Annotated in this window: 7 protein-coding genes; 4 read left to right on the top strand and 3 right to left on the bottom strand. The window is 49.7% G+C overall.

The window, feature by feature from the left end:
• The first annotated feature begins 49 nt into the window (after positions 1-49).
• Complete coding sequence (locus Pla110_RS14275; RefSeq protein WP_144996418.1) at positions 50-1,195, top strand: glycosyltransferase family 4 protein; 1,146 nt, start codon at positions 50-52, stop codon at positions 1,193-1,195.
• The gene (locus Pla110_RS14270; protein ID WP_197440212.1) at positions 1,176-1,985 is read left to right on the top strand and encodes a lipopolysaccharide kinase InaA family protein; all 810 of its coding nucleotides are present in this window, start codon (positions 1,176-1,178) and stop codon (positions 1,983-1,985) included. The genes Pla110_RS14275 and Pla110_RS14270 overlap by 20 nt, the downstream gene beginning before the upstream one ends.
• A gap of 44 nt (positions 1,986-2,029) precedes the next feature.
• On the opposite strand, the gene Pla110_RS14265 is transcribed toward Pla110_RS14270, so the two are convergent.
• Positions 2,030-2,491: a hypothetical protein gene (locus Pla110_RS14265; RefSeq protein WP_144996416.1), complete on the bottom strand. Its 462-nt coding sequence runs from the start codon at positions 2,489-2,491 to the stop codon at positions 2,030-2,032.
• 1,068 nt (positions 2,492-3,559) lie between these two features.
• On the opposite strand from Pla110_RS14265, the gene Pla110_RS14260 reads away from it, so the two are divergent.
• On the top strand, positions 3,560-11,569 hold the full coding sequence (locus Pla110_RS14260) for a secretin N-terminal domain-containing protein (RefSeq protein ID WP_144996415.1): 8,010 nt from the start codon (positions 3,560-3,562) through the stop codon (positions 11,567-11,569).
• 127 nt (positions 11,570-11,696) lie between these two features.
• Here Pla110_RS14260 and Pla110_RS14255 read toward each other — a convergent pair whose 3' ends face one another.
• Together Pla110_RS14255 and Pla110_RS14250 are read right to left on the bottom strand one after the other, a co-directional pair.
• Positions 11,697-12,032: a 2Fe-2S iron-sulfur cluster-binding protein gene (locus Pla110_RS14255; RefSeq protein ID WP_144996414.1), complete on the bottom strand. Its 336-nt coding sequence runs from the start codon at positions 12,030-12,032 to the stop codon at positions 11,697-11,699.
• A gap of 69 nt (positions 12,033-12,101) precedes the next feature.
• Positions 12,102-12,914, bottom strand: a complete 813-nt coding sequence (locus Pla110_RS14250) for an HpcH/HpaI aldolase family protein (protein WP_144996413.1) — start codon at positions 12,912-12,914, stop codon at positions 12,102-12,104.
• Between the two features lie 605 nt (positions 12,915-13,519).
• Between Pla110_RS14250 and Pla110_RS14245 the strand changes: the two genes are divergently transcribed.
• Positions 13,520-15,013, top strand: a complete 1,494-nt coding sequence (locus tag Pla110_RS14245; protein WP_144996412.1) for a C45 family autoproteolytic acyltransferase/hydolase — start codon at positions 13,520-13,522, stop codon at positions 15,011-15,013.
• The last annotated feature ends 56 nt before the right edge of the window (positions 15,014-15,069 follow it).

Here is a 15,069-nt window from a genome sequence, read left to right as displayed (position 1 = left end):
TCTTTTTCAATGGTTCCACCAAACAGTAAATGTTTCTCAGGAATACTCCATGCACATTGCATTAGTCAAAGGTCGCTATTCATTACGGCATGGTGGGTCGGAACGGTATTGCGTGAATCTGTCGCGGCAGTTGAAGAAACGAGGGCACGACGTTTCCGTCATTGGTCATACGATTGATGAAGAACTGCAAGACGAGGTTGAGTTTATCCCGGTGCGACGAAATATGATGATGTCGTCGACGAAAAACCGCTCTTTTGCCGAGAACTGTGGCAAAGAAGTTAAAAAGCGAAAGTTCGATCTCGTCTATGGGATCGGTCGTGCTTTCGGACTTGATGCAGTACGCGTAACAGAACGGTTGCAGTCGCACTGGCTTCGGGTCAATTACAAACCCCAGTGGCGCTACCAGATGCAGACGTGGAACCCACGGCATCGCACTTTGGTCGAGATGGAACGGCAGATTTATCAATCGTCTGATACCAAACGAATTATCACCCAGTCACAATTGGACCGACGATTGGTGATGGAGAATTACGGCATTTCGGAAGAAAAGATTCGCATCGTCTACAACGGTGTTGATCTCGGACAGTTCAATCTCGCTCAACGGGATTCTCGCGATGAGATACGCGAAGAACTCGCCTTGAGTTCCGATCAGAAGTTAATGGTCTTCGCATCCATGGATTTCCCGGGGAAGGGGCTCAGGTACATTATTGAATCGCTCTCCCGCATGCAGGAAGATAATGTCGTCCTTGCCGTGCTCGGTAAGGGGCCAATCCCTCAGTACCAGGCAATAGCGAAGGAATTCCATGTTCAGGAACGGGTGCAGTTTCTAGGACGCCGCAGTGATATCCAGCGGTTTTATGGAGCGGGGGACCTCTTCATTCTTCCGACGGCATACGAACCTTTTCCGAATGTCAATCTGGAAGCGATGGCGTGCGGATTGCCGGTGCTGACGACGAGCACATCGGGCGGGGCAGATATTATTCGAGAACAGGAAAATGGATATTTAATCTCGGCGATTGATGCCGTGGAAGAGATGATCGAACTGCTGGATACGCATTTCAAAAAATCGGACTCGGAATTGGACGCGATGCGGGCCAATTGCTGGGCTACGGCAGAGCAGATGCCAATCGAAAAAAATGTTGAACGAACACTCGAAGTTTTTGAGGAAGTACTCCATGAAAAATTTCGAGTTTGAAAACTGGGACGAGGGTCGGGTGCAGGTGAACCAGGAGTTTACCGCCGTTCTAAAACAGAATGGACTGACGACATTTAACGCCTTGATGGACTACTCGGGCGGCGAAACAGCCAAGAATGTGCTGGCAGAACGGGTCACTACGCGGATCGACTTAACTGATACTTCCGGGGCCTCACGCTCGTTTTATATTAAACGACACACGCCGGCCCCGATGAAAGAATATCTCAAAGCCTGGAGTCGTTTGCGAACTCCGCTGTTGAGTGCCCGTTACGAATGGGAGGCGATTCTCAACTTTCATCAGGTTGGAATCTCAACGATGATCCCTGTCGCGTTCGGAGAGAAAGGACGCTATTCGTTTCTGATAACCGAGTCTCTGGAGGATTGCTGGAAGCTCTCGCACTGGGTCCGGGATCAACAACCCGAGGAAGAGCAACTGGAGTCGGTGGTCAAGCAGGTTGCCGAGATTACCCGTAAAATGCATTCCGCCGGGATGCATCATCAGGATTATTACCTGGGCCATTTGATGCTTGCGAAGAATGGATCACCACAGACGATCCATGTGATTGATCTTGGACGTGTTTTGAAGCGTCCTCGATTGCATGAGCGATGGATCGTGAAAGACCTGGCTCAACTCCGGTATTCTGCCAGCATGCTCGATTCACGATATCACGATCTGTTCGTGGAAAATTATTTCGAGCGGTCCAAATCAGCCTGTGATCAGGCATTGTTACAGCGGATTAAACGAAAGACGGAGCAGATTGCGCGGCATTCTCAGCGTCATGCGCTCTAAGCGATTCTCTTCTCGCGGAGTGGCTCCGACGATCTGGCCGATCCTCAGTCTGCCATGAAGTACGACTTCAACGACCGGATCAACTCTCGAACTTTCTGTTCGTAGCCTGCTTTGTTTCGTACCCAACCGACGGGACGGATGCAAGTATTGATCTGGCAGCGACGGGCGGTTGAATGGGTGCCAGAGTCGTCCACGGGAGTGATGGAGAGTTCGATTTCGATCGGACGGTCGTACTCACATCCGGACCAGCTTGGCATGAAACGGCGACGACCGATTTTCATTAAGACCTGATTATCATCAATGCTAATCAACTGAGCATTCAAATCTGTAATGAAGGCTCCCAGCTTATAGACAAGCATGTCGCCAATCACACAGGCTTTGAATTCACTGACCAGGTGCAGCGGATAGTCTTCACTGAGTGGTGTCAGCTGCACATCTTCTTCTTCGGTCATCGCGAATTCGGAGATGGAAGGAGCATTGGCAATCGTATGTGGATGCTTAAACATCGTGGCATTCCTCGAAAAGTGGCTACAGTTTCAATGGTTTGAACCTGCTCATGTGCCTGCGGACGGCATGTCTCTGATGGAGGTCGTTATGAGTATTCAATGCAGTGCACTGATTCACGAAAGACGAGACGAAGAGTGATTACGCGATTCGTGTGCCAGAATGACTGAGAGCGAGAAATACAGTCTGAAATGATTCGAGAAAGCCTGTAATTTGAGGAATCGCGGATTAATTTTTTTAGAGAAATCTCCCTCAGGACAAGACCGACGACTGTTTATTTTCTGCGACATCCCGAGTGGAGCCCTGTTGCTTTTCGGAAACGTCGATTTGCCCAAGGAAGGGTGAGGAATCCCCCAGGCGGATGTTCATCAAGAGTTCATGGAATCACAAAATAGCGTAATACATGAGTTAGAAGTGGTTTTGGAGTCCATTGGAAGCGACTTACTGAAACATACCTGGCTGCCGGGCACGTGAGTTGCTTTAACGTGTACTGATGATTGAGAAGCGCTCATCAAGGGTGAAACAGGCTACTGAACATTGTCTACCTAAGGGATGCGACTTCCTAAAGGACACAAATCCTCCAAAACTCTTTACCTGACCAACTTCGTGAGGTATTCTAGAGAGAACTTTCCAAATGAATCATCTGGGGAATAGACCCTGTTCTGCTCCCTCCCGCCTTCGATTCATGATTTGTGAGACGAAAGTCGAGCACCCCACCCTGATTAGACGTCGTGAGTTCCTACCCTCCGGGGAGGAAGGTTCTGAACTAGAAAGAACTTTTTTCCCGAACGCAGTTATATCTGAACAGATACTTTTCCGCACCTCTTGCGAATCCGTTTTAGAAATGACTGTGACCTGCACGATCTCATTCCGTTAAGAAACTTCCCCCTGAATTATTCCACTGGCGAGAAAAATCGGATCATCCCTTTCGCTTTGTAGTATCTCTGTTTGTCCTATTTAATTCGGGCTTCTGATTTATTGCTACCCGTAGCTTCATTTTCAAATTCGTGTTGGTCTCTTTGTTTTCCAGACTGAGAGCAAGTGAGATCAACCGACAGGAAATCGACCTTATGACTTCAGCATTCAGTTTCACTTCCTTCCGCCGACAATACTTGTGCCTGATGAGTGCAAGTTTGTGGTGTAGCCTGGCTCTTTGGAATTTGCCCTCAACGTTCGGGCAAGATGCGGCCGCAGCACCTGCCGACACCCCTGCACCCGCCGAGCCTGCTCAGCCCGCACCAGAAACTCCGGCTCCTGCACCTCCGGCACCCGTGACGGACTTCGCTGTGCCTTACGCTCGATTGGGCGATCCTACGATACAGGCTGGGATTGGACTGACCGATGAACAGAAGGCGAAAGTTGCAGAATTGCTCACCTCACGAGCGGAGACAGTCGTCTCGGCCGCTCCGGAAGCGCGCGACGAACTGATCGCTGCCAGCGACGTGCAATTGAGAGGAATATTGAATGTCGAGCAACTGAATCAATTTGTGAAACTGGTTCAACCGAAGATTCGGTTCAATTTCAAATACTCGCGCTGGTCGGACGTGCTTGAATGGTTTGCGGACCAGGCCGGGCTTTCTCTGGTCATTGATGCACCACCACCCGGAACATTTAACTACCGCGACAATCGGGAATACACACCGAGCGAAGCGATCGACAAGATGAACAGCTGGCTGGCAACCAAGGATTACACGTTGATCCGTCGCGACAGCATGTTGATGGTTGTTGATCTTTCTGAAAAACTGCCCAAGGAATTGATTCCCCGAATTAAACCGGAAGAGTGGGCTGAGCGTGGACGGTACGAACTGGTTACCACCGTCTTCCCGTTGGAAGGACGTGTACCGACTGACGTTGAGACAGAAGTAAAACCCATGCTGGGCCCGCATGGCGAAAGTTCACTGTTGCCGAAAACGGGACAGATAATCGTGACGGACCAGGTTAAGAGTTTGGTTAGTATTCAGGAATTGATCAAAAGCATTCCTGTTCCACAACCACCGAAGAAAGAAGACAAACCTAAACCACCTGAGCCAGAACTGCGCTTCTACCCTGCCGAAACCTTCGATGCGGAAGCCGCGATTGAAACGATGGAAAAGCTGGTCGCTGGAGCCAAGTTCGTTGCTGATCCAACAGCGAAACGAATCAATGCCTATGCAACTCCTCCACAACATGACGCTATCGCGAAAATTGTCGAACAGATTGGTGCTGATACCGCACCCGAAATGAGTGCCGCGCTGGAAGTGTATCCGGTCGATCCTGCAAATGCTGTCGAGACGGTTGCAGCTGTTCAACTCGGATTGCCCGAAGTTCAGGTTCGTCATGATGTGGCCCAGGAACAACTGGTTGTGTTTGGCACACCCGATCAACAGTCGAAAGTGAAATCGATCCTGGAGAAACTGGGCTCAGGTGGGGTCCCCAGCAGTAACGAACGCCAGGTAGAAGTCTACCGGTTGAAAAACATCGAACGGGCAACTGCTCTCGTATTGCTGGAGCAGGTGTTGCCGCGTGTTAAATTGACCTCCGATGAACGCCAGAATGCCATCGTTGCGTTTGGGACACTGGAAGAGCATGAGGCGATTAAGTCTCTACTCAATCAGTTGCAGGAAGAGCCAGAGAATCAGAGTAATCTGAAGACGTATGTGCTGAAGGAAACTCCCTCGACCAGTTTGGTTACAACACTGCAGGAGCTTGCTCCGACTGCCAAAATTACATTAGAAGGCAAACGCCTGCTGGTGATTGCTGACGATGCGATTCAAACGGAAATTGAAGCCGCTCTTCAGCAGATTGATGTCCCTGACAATTCACTTCAGAAATTGGACTTTTACGACATCGGTTCGCTCGATTCGACTGTAGTCGTCACAAATTTACAACAACTGCTACCCACTGTTCGACTTAGTTGGGATACCGAGACTTCCAAGCTACTTGCGTTTGCGACGGCTCGTGAGCACGAACAGGTTCAGAGTGCATTGGATGAGTGGACGACCAATTCGGAGGAACGTCCCAACCGGCAGATTGAATTGATCAAACTGGAACGGGCCGATCCCACAACCACCATGACTGTTTTACAAGGTTTGTTCAAACAGGCTCAGATTATGGTCGACCCCGGTCGTCGTGGTTTGATTGTGATTGCTGACATTGAAGAACAAGCCGCACTGAAAGCGGTTGTCGATCAACTCGACGCGGAAGAGCCTAAAAAAGAAGAAGCTGATTTTAAGTTTTACCCCGTTCCCGAAAAGCTGGAGCCAAACTTCATCAGCTTGCTCCAACAGATGACACCGGGGGCAACGATCACTCACGACGAGCCGAATAGTCGTATCATGGTTATCGCGAAGAGCAAAGATCAGGCAAAAGCAGAAGCGAACATTGGAAAACTGTTAGCGGGAACCGAAGAGAAAGCGGAAAACGTTCTGCAGAGCTACTCTGTCACTTCGATCCAGAAACAACGTTTTCAGGCTTTAGTTCCGACGTTGCAGCTAGATTTCCCGGGGTTACAAGTCTTGCCGGAAACCGTTCCGGGAGAACTTGCCATCTGGGCTCGACCTGAACAGCACGAGAAGCTGACTGGCATTATGGAGCAGATTAAGAGTGATGTACCTCTCGCTGAAAAACAACAACTAATCTCCTATAAGTTGAAAGTGGCTGAACCGACGGAAACTCTGGCTGTATTGCAGAATTTGTTTCCTGATACAAAATTCATGATGGAGACTCGGACCCGTTCGATTCTTGCCTGGACCCGTCCAGCTCTGCAGGAAGCGATTAAATCCTCGCTCGAGCAGATCGACAGTGGCGAACCGGGTGAGTTTCAACAGAACTTCGTCATCCTTCCGTTGAAGAATGTCACCTTTGCCGTAATTCAGCCAATACTCCAGGAGGCCGCTCCTGCGGCACGCGTCACTCATGATCCTACTGCAAATAATGTGATTATCTTCGGTGACGAAGAAGCTCAGAATCGACTGGCTTCAATCCTGGAAAAAATGCAAGCACAGACAAAAGCGGCCAGCGACGAATCGGATCGAACCACGGCTGTCTATCCCGGACTGGAAGGTAAAAGCGGCGGCGACTTGGTTAAATTGCTGCGTCAGCTCGTTCCCGGAGCGACTCTGGAAGACGACCCCGATGCGGGGACGATCATCGCCATCGCCACTGAGGAAGAACACCAGAAACTATCGGAAACACTTCAGAAGCTGAAAGAACAGTCGGACTCGGCTGAAAAGCCAGAAGCGGCCAGGATCGCTTTGAAGAAAGCCAATGCGAACGATGTTCGCCGATTATTGGAAGATGCATTACCCGACGTGGAAGTTCGAGCTTCCCGGGATGACACCGCTGTGATGGTGGTGGCGCGACCAAGCCAGATTCAGCTCATTCGCGATATCATTGTAAAACTCGATGCAGGTCAGATCGATGAAACGGCTTCATTGAAAGTCTATTCGCTCGAAAGTATTCCAGGAGCCAATGCCGGTCAAACCTTGATGATGGTTTTTCCACAAGCGAAATACACGCTCGGAACTGCCGATCCTTATAAGATCATTCTTTGGGGATCAGAAGAAGAACATGCTGAATACGCCAAGATGATCGAGCAGATCGATGCCGATTGGAAACCTCAATCAAATGCTTCGATGAAAATTTATGAATTGAAAGGGATCGATACCAATATGGTCGTCCCCGTGATTCAACAGGCTGTTCCCCGCGCGACCTTCGCTACCAGTAATTCTCTGCAACGGTTGATCATCTGGGCGACTGAGTCGGGTCATGCGGAAATTGCTCAGATTATTACTCAGCTGGAAGAGCAGGGACCTGTCGGTAAGGATGCCGAGATGAGGGTTTATAGCTTTAATGCAACACAGGCAACTGCGGTTGTGCCTATCATTCAGGCTGAGATTACCTCTGCCCGATTTGGTCACTCGCCCGATCCATACAAAATGATTGTCTGGGCGACTCCTGCGGAACATGATGAAATCAAATCCATTGTGGATAAATTAGAAGCTGAAGAGACAGCGGTAAACAGTGGAGAAATGACGGTCTATTCGCTGGAAACTGTCCCGGCCAGTGTCGCGCAGTCGATCATTCAGGCCGCCCACCCTTCCGTTCGCTTTGGCGCCAGTCCCGACAACAAAAAGTTAGTGACCTGGGCGACACCGGAACAGCATGTCAAAATTCAGGAAATGGTTACCAAGCTGGATGCCCAAGCAGGTGGCAATGATTTCGAGTTGAGAATTTACACATTAGAAGCGACAGGGTCGGCCTATGCCTATCCTATCGTTGCCAATGCTGTTCCGGGCATTGTTGTTTCTTACAGTCAGGACCCCAGCAAACTGATGGTTTGGGGTTCACCTGCTCAACTGGCAAAGATCGACAAGATCATCGAGCAGATTAAATCTGATGGCCCGCCCGCCAAGGATGCTTATGTGGAAACCTATACCTTCAACAAGATTCCCGCCGCCAATGCGATCGCGATTTTGCAGATGGCTTTTCCACAGACTCGAATTACGACGACACAAGATCCACGGCACTTGGCCATTTGGGCCAGACCGAACGAGCATGAAGGATTGGCTGCCATTGTTGAAAAACTGGACAGCAGCCTGGGAGACAGTGAAAACAGAGCGATTCAGGTTTTTCCTCTCAACAATGTCAGTCACATAACCTTGCTGGAATTCTTAAAGCCGGACTTGAAAGCGAACGCCAACTTTACGCCTAACACCGCGACAGACAATTTGATTGTGCAGGCACCCGAAGATCAGATGGAGGGGTTGGCTGCAGCCATTACCGACCTGGTAGAGAAACTACCAAAAGATGAAAAACCAGTCCCCAAAGTCTACCGATTTCAACATGCTGATCCAAATGCGGCTATAGCTGTTTTACGTACGTTGACTCCGCAGGCGAATATCGCCGTTGATCAACGTGCTCGCAGCCTGGTCGTCACTGCTTCGCCGGCGGATCAGGAAACGATTGCCGCCGCAGTGGCTGAGATGGATTCAAAAGAGGCTTCCTCACGAGGGAACCTGCTGAAGCATTACAAAATTAATAACGTCGAAGTGAGCAGTATGATGGGTATGTTGCAAACTTTGTTTGCATTCCAACCCGAAGTCCGCTTCTCGATGGACGCCAATACGAGCACACTCGTTGCTTACGCAACCGATCCACAGCATGTGGAGATTGCCGAATTCATCGACAGTCTCGACTCAGTGGGTGCAGCACAGACATCCAAGGCGTATCCACTAAAAAACCTCGATGTGAATGCGACGTTTGGAATCGTCCGGGCTATGTTTCCTCGAAATCCGGCCGTGCCCGATCAACCGACCCGATCCATTGTGTTTGTCGGTTCTGATAATGATCACGCACGACTTGCGGAAATGCTGGAGTCAATTGATGTCCAGGGAAGTCAAACAAACCAGGAAATTAAAGCTTACCCGGTCGAAAATGTTCAGCCGAACTCGTTAGTGAATATGCTGCAGAATCTGTATCGGTTCCGACAGGACATTTATTTTTCGGTAGACCCGCAAAATAATATTATTATGGCTCATGCGCCTGCTGAATATCAGGAAAAAATCGCTGCCACTATCGCCGAAATTGACCAACAAAAAAACACATCCATATCAAAGGCTTTTTCGAGCTCTAAGGTTTCCGGGCGTTCCTTGTATCAACTTTTACTGGCACAGTTTCGCCGAAATCCGGAAGTCAGTATTTCTCTCGATCCTCAAGGTGGGATGGTGATGGCCTTCGCTCCTGAAAAGAAAATGGTCGAGATTGAAGAAGCGGTCGCCGCGATTGAAGCATCAGCAAAAGAAATCGTTAGTCAGGTTTACAAACTGGACGAAATTGATGCCCGCGCGATGTATCAGGTGTTACGAGGAATGTTGCCTGATGCGAATGTCTCTTTTGATAATCAAAGTAATACGCTGATGGTGGCCGGATCAGCGGAAGAACAGGCGCTAGTGGAGAAAATGATTCAACAACTGGAAGCCGAAGAGTCTCAAGTTGTGACGGATCGTGTTTCGAAAGTCTATCAAAGCGAAAAGATTGCTTCGAACTCTTTGCTTCGTGTGATCACGGATCTCTTTAGAAACAGCCGAACCGTGAGTGTCACTGAAAACAGAGAATCAAACTCGGTTGTCGTGTATGCGAAACCAATCGAGCATGAGCGAATAGGCGAAATGATGGTCGCTCTCGAAGAGGGAACCACAGAAAACACGATTGCCGTCTATCGTCTTGAGAATGCTGATCCACGTTCACTCCAGGTCGCCTTACGAAGTTCAGTTCCTGATGCTCAAGTTGGTATCGATGCCAGTAACTATTCCATCGTCGTTACTGCTTCGGAAACAGACCAGGCTCGCGTCAAAGAGACCATTGCGCAACTCGACATGGATCCGGATGAAGGTAAAAAACTCGAAGTCTTTAACCTGCAACTGAACGACGCCTACACTGCGGAAGCGGCAGTGGAACGATTCTTCGGGAATTCGATCTGGGACGACAATCCGTCCGCACCCTTGATCGATTCCGACGTCGCCAATCAGCAGTTGCTGGTTCGTGGCTCGGATCAGCAGATTAAGAATATCCGTGAGTTCCTCGTCAAAATGGGTGAAAACCACCTGGCCGAGAGTACCTCTTCCAATAACAAGAAAATCCGAGTCATTCCTTTCGAAGGAAACACCCAGGAAGCGATTGAAGAGTTACAGAGAATCTGGCCTCAGTTGCGGAGTAACCGTATTAAACTAGTCGTCCCTTCCGCCGTCGCACCGACCATGCGTAAGTTTCGGAAGATTCATGAGGACACCCCTGAAAATACTGACCCGGAAAACAACGCTAACTTTTCTGTTCAAGATGACGTAGAAGCCGAGAAAGCGGAACTAGTGGAAGAAGCCATTGTAGAACCGGCGGAAACAGAATCGGTGGAAGAGGTAATTACAGAACAGGCTGCAGAGCCTCAACCTACAGCTGAAGAATTGCGGGAACAGCAGGAAATGCAAAAGCTCATTGATAAAGCGCGAGCGAAACTGAAGGCGATTGAAGAAGCGGAGAAAGCAGAAGCAGAGGAGAAAGCGAATACGCCATCTGCCAGCCAAGATGTTCCGTCTCAGTTCAATGAACCTGCTGCGGCACCCCAGGAAGCCGCACCCGTAAAACCTTCTGCTGCAGTCGAGGACAATCAACTTGAGCCGGCGCAACCTGCACCGACTCAACCCGAGCAGCCGATGCCTACACAACCCGGACCCGATATCTCTGTGCAAGAGAATGCGGATAACGAGTCGGCACCTCCAGTCATTATTGCTCCCGGTAGTGACAGCATTACGATCTCTTCCGATGATCCGGAAGCACTTAATCAGATTGAACGATTATTACGAGCAATGTCCCGTAACGAATCACAGCCTTCTCTTGGGAAGGACTTTGTTATTTTCCAGTTGAAGTACGCGAGTGCAGAAAGCGTGGAAGATACTCTGGACGATCTGTTCAACGGGAACAATCGCCGACGAGGTGGGGGGGCTCGGAATCGTCAAACCAGCTTCTCACCGTTTTCTTCCATTACGATTCAGGCAGACGAACGATTGAATGCCCTCATCGTTTATGGAAACAAAAAAGAACGAGACATGGTTGAAGAACTGTTGCAGGTTCTCGATACGGAAGAGAGCAACAAAGTCCTTGAACAGAATCAGCCGCGGATTGTAACCGTCCAAAATGCTCCGGCAGTTCGAATCGAAGCAGTATTGAGAGATATTTACAGTTCAGAGCTCAGAAGTGCAGGAGGTGCACGACCGATCCCGGTTCCAACAGGAGTGTCGCTGGAAGTTGCCACGACGATTCAGCAGATCAACATTACAATGGCGGGCCCACTGCTCACGTTGACGGTCGATGAAGATACGAACTCGATTATCGTTGCTGGTGCAGATCGACTGGTGAATCAGGTCGTCGATTTAATCGAACAATTGGATCAAAAGGCCGAGACTGAATCGACTCAGACGTTCCGAGTTGTACCGCTGAAGAAGATTAACTCCAGCCGCGCTCGTGAAGTGCTGCAGGAACTTTTCCCTCAAAATAACTTTGGAAGTGGAAATAACTCCCGTCGCGGACGAGGTCGCCGCGGTCGTTAATCCTGGTTCTGACGGACTTGATTTACCAAACAAAAAAACCTTCCCATCTTGAGTGGGAAGGCTTTTCTTTTTGCTACGACTCTTTCGGGCCGTCATAACCTGTAACGTTATATGTGCTGACGGGGAATCAGGGTTGCATTTCATCAGTCGGGCGGGAACCAGCGTCTTTGCGTCCGCTGCCTTCGAGTCGGCTGATCGCTTTAATCTGCATGTCGTGGTCACAGGTGATCTGGCAGCTGAGCCGAACGCCTTCCAGACCTCGTGCTTCCAGAACAGCTTTTTCGGCATCTCTCATGCTTTCAGGTTCACCTTCGATGAATTCAACCCGGCAGGTCGTACATCTTGCGGCGCCACCACAAGCGTGAAGCTGGTCGACACCCGCTTCATCGGACATTGCCAGTACAAGCCGTTTACCTGCGGGAACTTCAAACTCACCATAACCTTCAACGGTTAATTTCGGCATATTATTAAAACCTCTCTTTGGCTGGTTATCAAATGGGATCGCTCAACGGTCGAGATATTGATTATACAATCAATAAGTCTTCCGGCTGGGCTTTTCTGATTTATAGTCTTCGCCCAGAACTTCGTCCAATTGTCCGGCATTTTCTTCCAGCATGCCGCGAAGAGCACCGAAGTCTCCACCGAAGTTCAGGAACTGGGCGTTCAGATTCTGGTGTAAATCTTTGACCATCTCTTTGTTGAACGCGGGCTGTCCCCAGGACTTGCCATGTTTCTTCGTCGCTTCGGAGACAATTTTCTGAGCCCCATTGATGTCAAAGGGGGGATTGTCCATATTTCGCAGACGAAGCCCCAGGTCTCCAGGACCGACGAACAGGCAGTCGACACCGGGAACAGCGGCAATGGCTTCCGCATTGTTTACTGCTTCAACGGTTTCGATCTGTACGCAGAGAAATGTTTCTTTGTTCGCGAATTTCACATATTCATCGATATCATCGAACATGAAGTCGGAATCGAGCCCGGCTCCGTCGAGACCACGATCACCCAGCGGAGGAAATTTGACCGATTGCGCGAGGTCGTGAGCCTTCTCAGGCGTCGATACGTGGGGAATCATCAGGCCAGTCGCTCCATCTTCCAGATAGCGGTAGAGCCGGCTTTTTTCAAGGGTGGGCGGTCGCAGAATGCAGTCGATGTCGTGCAGTTGAAAATAGGCAAGTATCATCTGAACTTCGCGGTCGCTCATGGCCCGGTGCTCATTATCGAGCCAGATACCGTCGAAACCGAATTCAGCGGCAAAACGGACGAAGGCGGGAACGACGTGTCCCAGACAGCAGATTCGAGCGACTTTCCCTGCTCGAATCTTTTCCAAAACTTTACTCCGGCGCACGGTATTACCCTTCTAAAGGAGCTGATTACGAAACAGGCCCCGCTGGTGAAAACTGGAGAAGATAAAGAATCTCCCAGAACTCCGAGAGATATTTCTATGTAGATGTTTTTTAATCTTAAGAGTGAGGCGGTCAACCTGTCCATGATCAACGAGGCATCGCTCCGAACAGCAAGCGGAATTTCGGGCCGCAGTAATCAGCGTAATCCCCGTCGATACAGTGATAGACGAAAACTGTAAACTGCGAAATAGAGGTAGAACAGGCAGAGAAGGGCAAGCCGAATAGATATTGAACCAGAAATTAACATGTCGTTTACCTAATCTTACATTTGACCGGGCAAGCTAGTCGTGAAGTCGGAAACGGCTTGCGAACATTTTTGGCAGACTCCTCTTTTCTGATTGAAGATTTGGAAAGAGATGAGTAATGTGAGTTCTTGGAAACGGCAACTCGCAACGAAGCGGGTTGTTACGGATCTCTACAAGTTGTTCCCGTCATGTATAAGCATTCGAATAGATCGATGCGACAGGCGGGGATATCTCACCGCAACGAAGCGACGTTCGCAAGACGCTTTCTGTTTAGTGTTCCCATTGTTTAAGGAACCAACAGCATGATCGCGTCAGGAACGGGTAGCGATTACTGGTCAGGTAAAATGAGTTCACCTCGATTGTCTTCTCGCAGGGATGCATTAGCTGAAGCGTGCGTTCAATTTCTGAGTCAAAAAACAGGCTATCCCGCTCGACTATTCGATCTGGATGCAGCGCTCGATGATGATTATTTCATCGACGGGTGTATGCAGATTGAGATGTTGATTGAAGTCTCAAAGCAATTCAATCTCAGCTCGCTGGTCGGTTTGATCAAAGAATTGCCCTTGGGAGGCTCCTGTTCTTTACGCCAAATCCTGGACTTCATCCAGCGAAAACTATCTTCTGAAAGAACTTATCAGAACCTCGATTTACGTCAGCAGTCTGAATCTTCCATTCCGGATGGCTTTCCGATTCCTGTCGTGGAGTTAAGCGGAACTCCCTACGAGATGGGTTTCCAGCATGGTCGCAATCAAGCGGCGCAAACGAAGCAGGTAACACGGAAAGTGGCGAAAGTCCTGGGTCCGCGACTGTTTGATATCCCTGAACTCAATGACGCCATTTCCGACCCGACGATCTTTTTCGGCGAATCTGAAATCGAAGAGATCCACGGTCTGGCCGATGCGATGGGAATCAGCTTTCCGGCGGCCCTGGGGCATAATCTTGGTCTGTATCCGGAATACATTCCGGGTTGCTCGCAGTTTGCGATTTCGGAAGAGGCGAATCGTGGCGGCCGAATGCTGCACTGCGTGAATGAAGATTCTCCCATCACGATGCTGATCGGTTCCGCCATGCGGCGGGTGTTGCAGTTACGGAACCCGAAGGATGGCTATCGCAACTTGCTGTATTCGATTGCAGGGCAGGTGGGGGGCCTTAACGGCATTAACGAGTGCGGTTTGACTGTTTCGACAACGATTCTGCTCGACCGACCCCGTCATCCGGAAATATCCAAGGGAAGAATTCACCCAGCGATTGTAAAGAATATTCTGGAGAAAGCTGACAGCATTGAGTCCGCTCTCGCGGTGTTTCATGATATGGATCGAAACGGGGCCTGGTCGCTTTGTCTGAGTGAAGCGAGTACCGGTCGTATCTGCTATTTGGAATACGAGGGACACGATGTCTTCGTTCGTAGCAATCTGAGTCGGTTACTCAGTACGAATCATTCCATTATGCTACCGGAGACGGGGAACCGAATCAGCCACTCGGAATACCGCCTTCAGCGATTAGAGGATTTACTTCAATGGAATGAGGAAGAGGAAGTCAGTCTTGAACTAGCCCAGGCTTCGTTACGGGATCGATACGATATCCAGCGGGAGCGAATTCCCAATCACCCGACCAAGAACACGGTTCGGCGGAACGACAATCAAGGAAGTCTGGTATTCGCTCCCCAGGAAGGCCGGTTGTTCATCACTCCCGGACCAATGGAACCCACCCGGGACGATCATTACTACGAGCTTGATCTTAATCAGTTGCTTCTGCAGACATCGAAAGAAGCGAGCTTGGAAGAAGTCGTTGTCTAACTGAGTTCCTCGCCGCAATAAAAAAAGCGTTCCCACATAAGAAGTGTGAGAACGCT

This window comes from Polystyrenella longa, assembly GCF_007750395.1.
Taxonomy (GTDB): domain Bacteria; phylum Planctomycetota; class Planctomycetia; order Planctomycetales; family Planctomycetaceae; genus Polystyrenella; species Polystyrenella longa.
The sequence above is the reverse complement of the archived record's forward strand: the minus strand, read 5'-3'. Positions and strand labels throughout refer to the sequence as shown.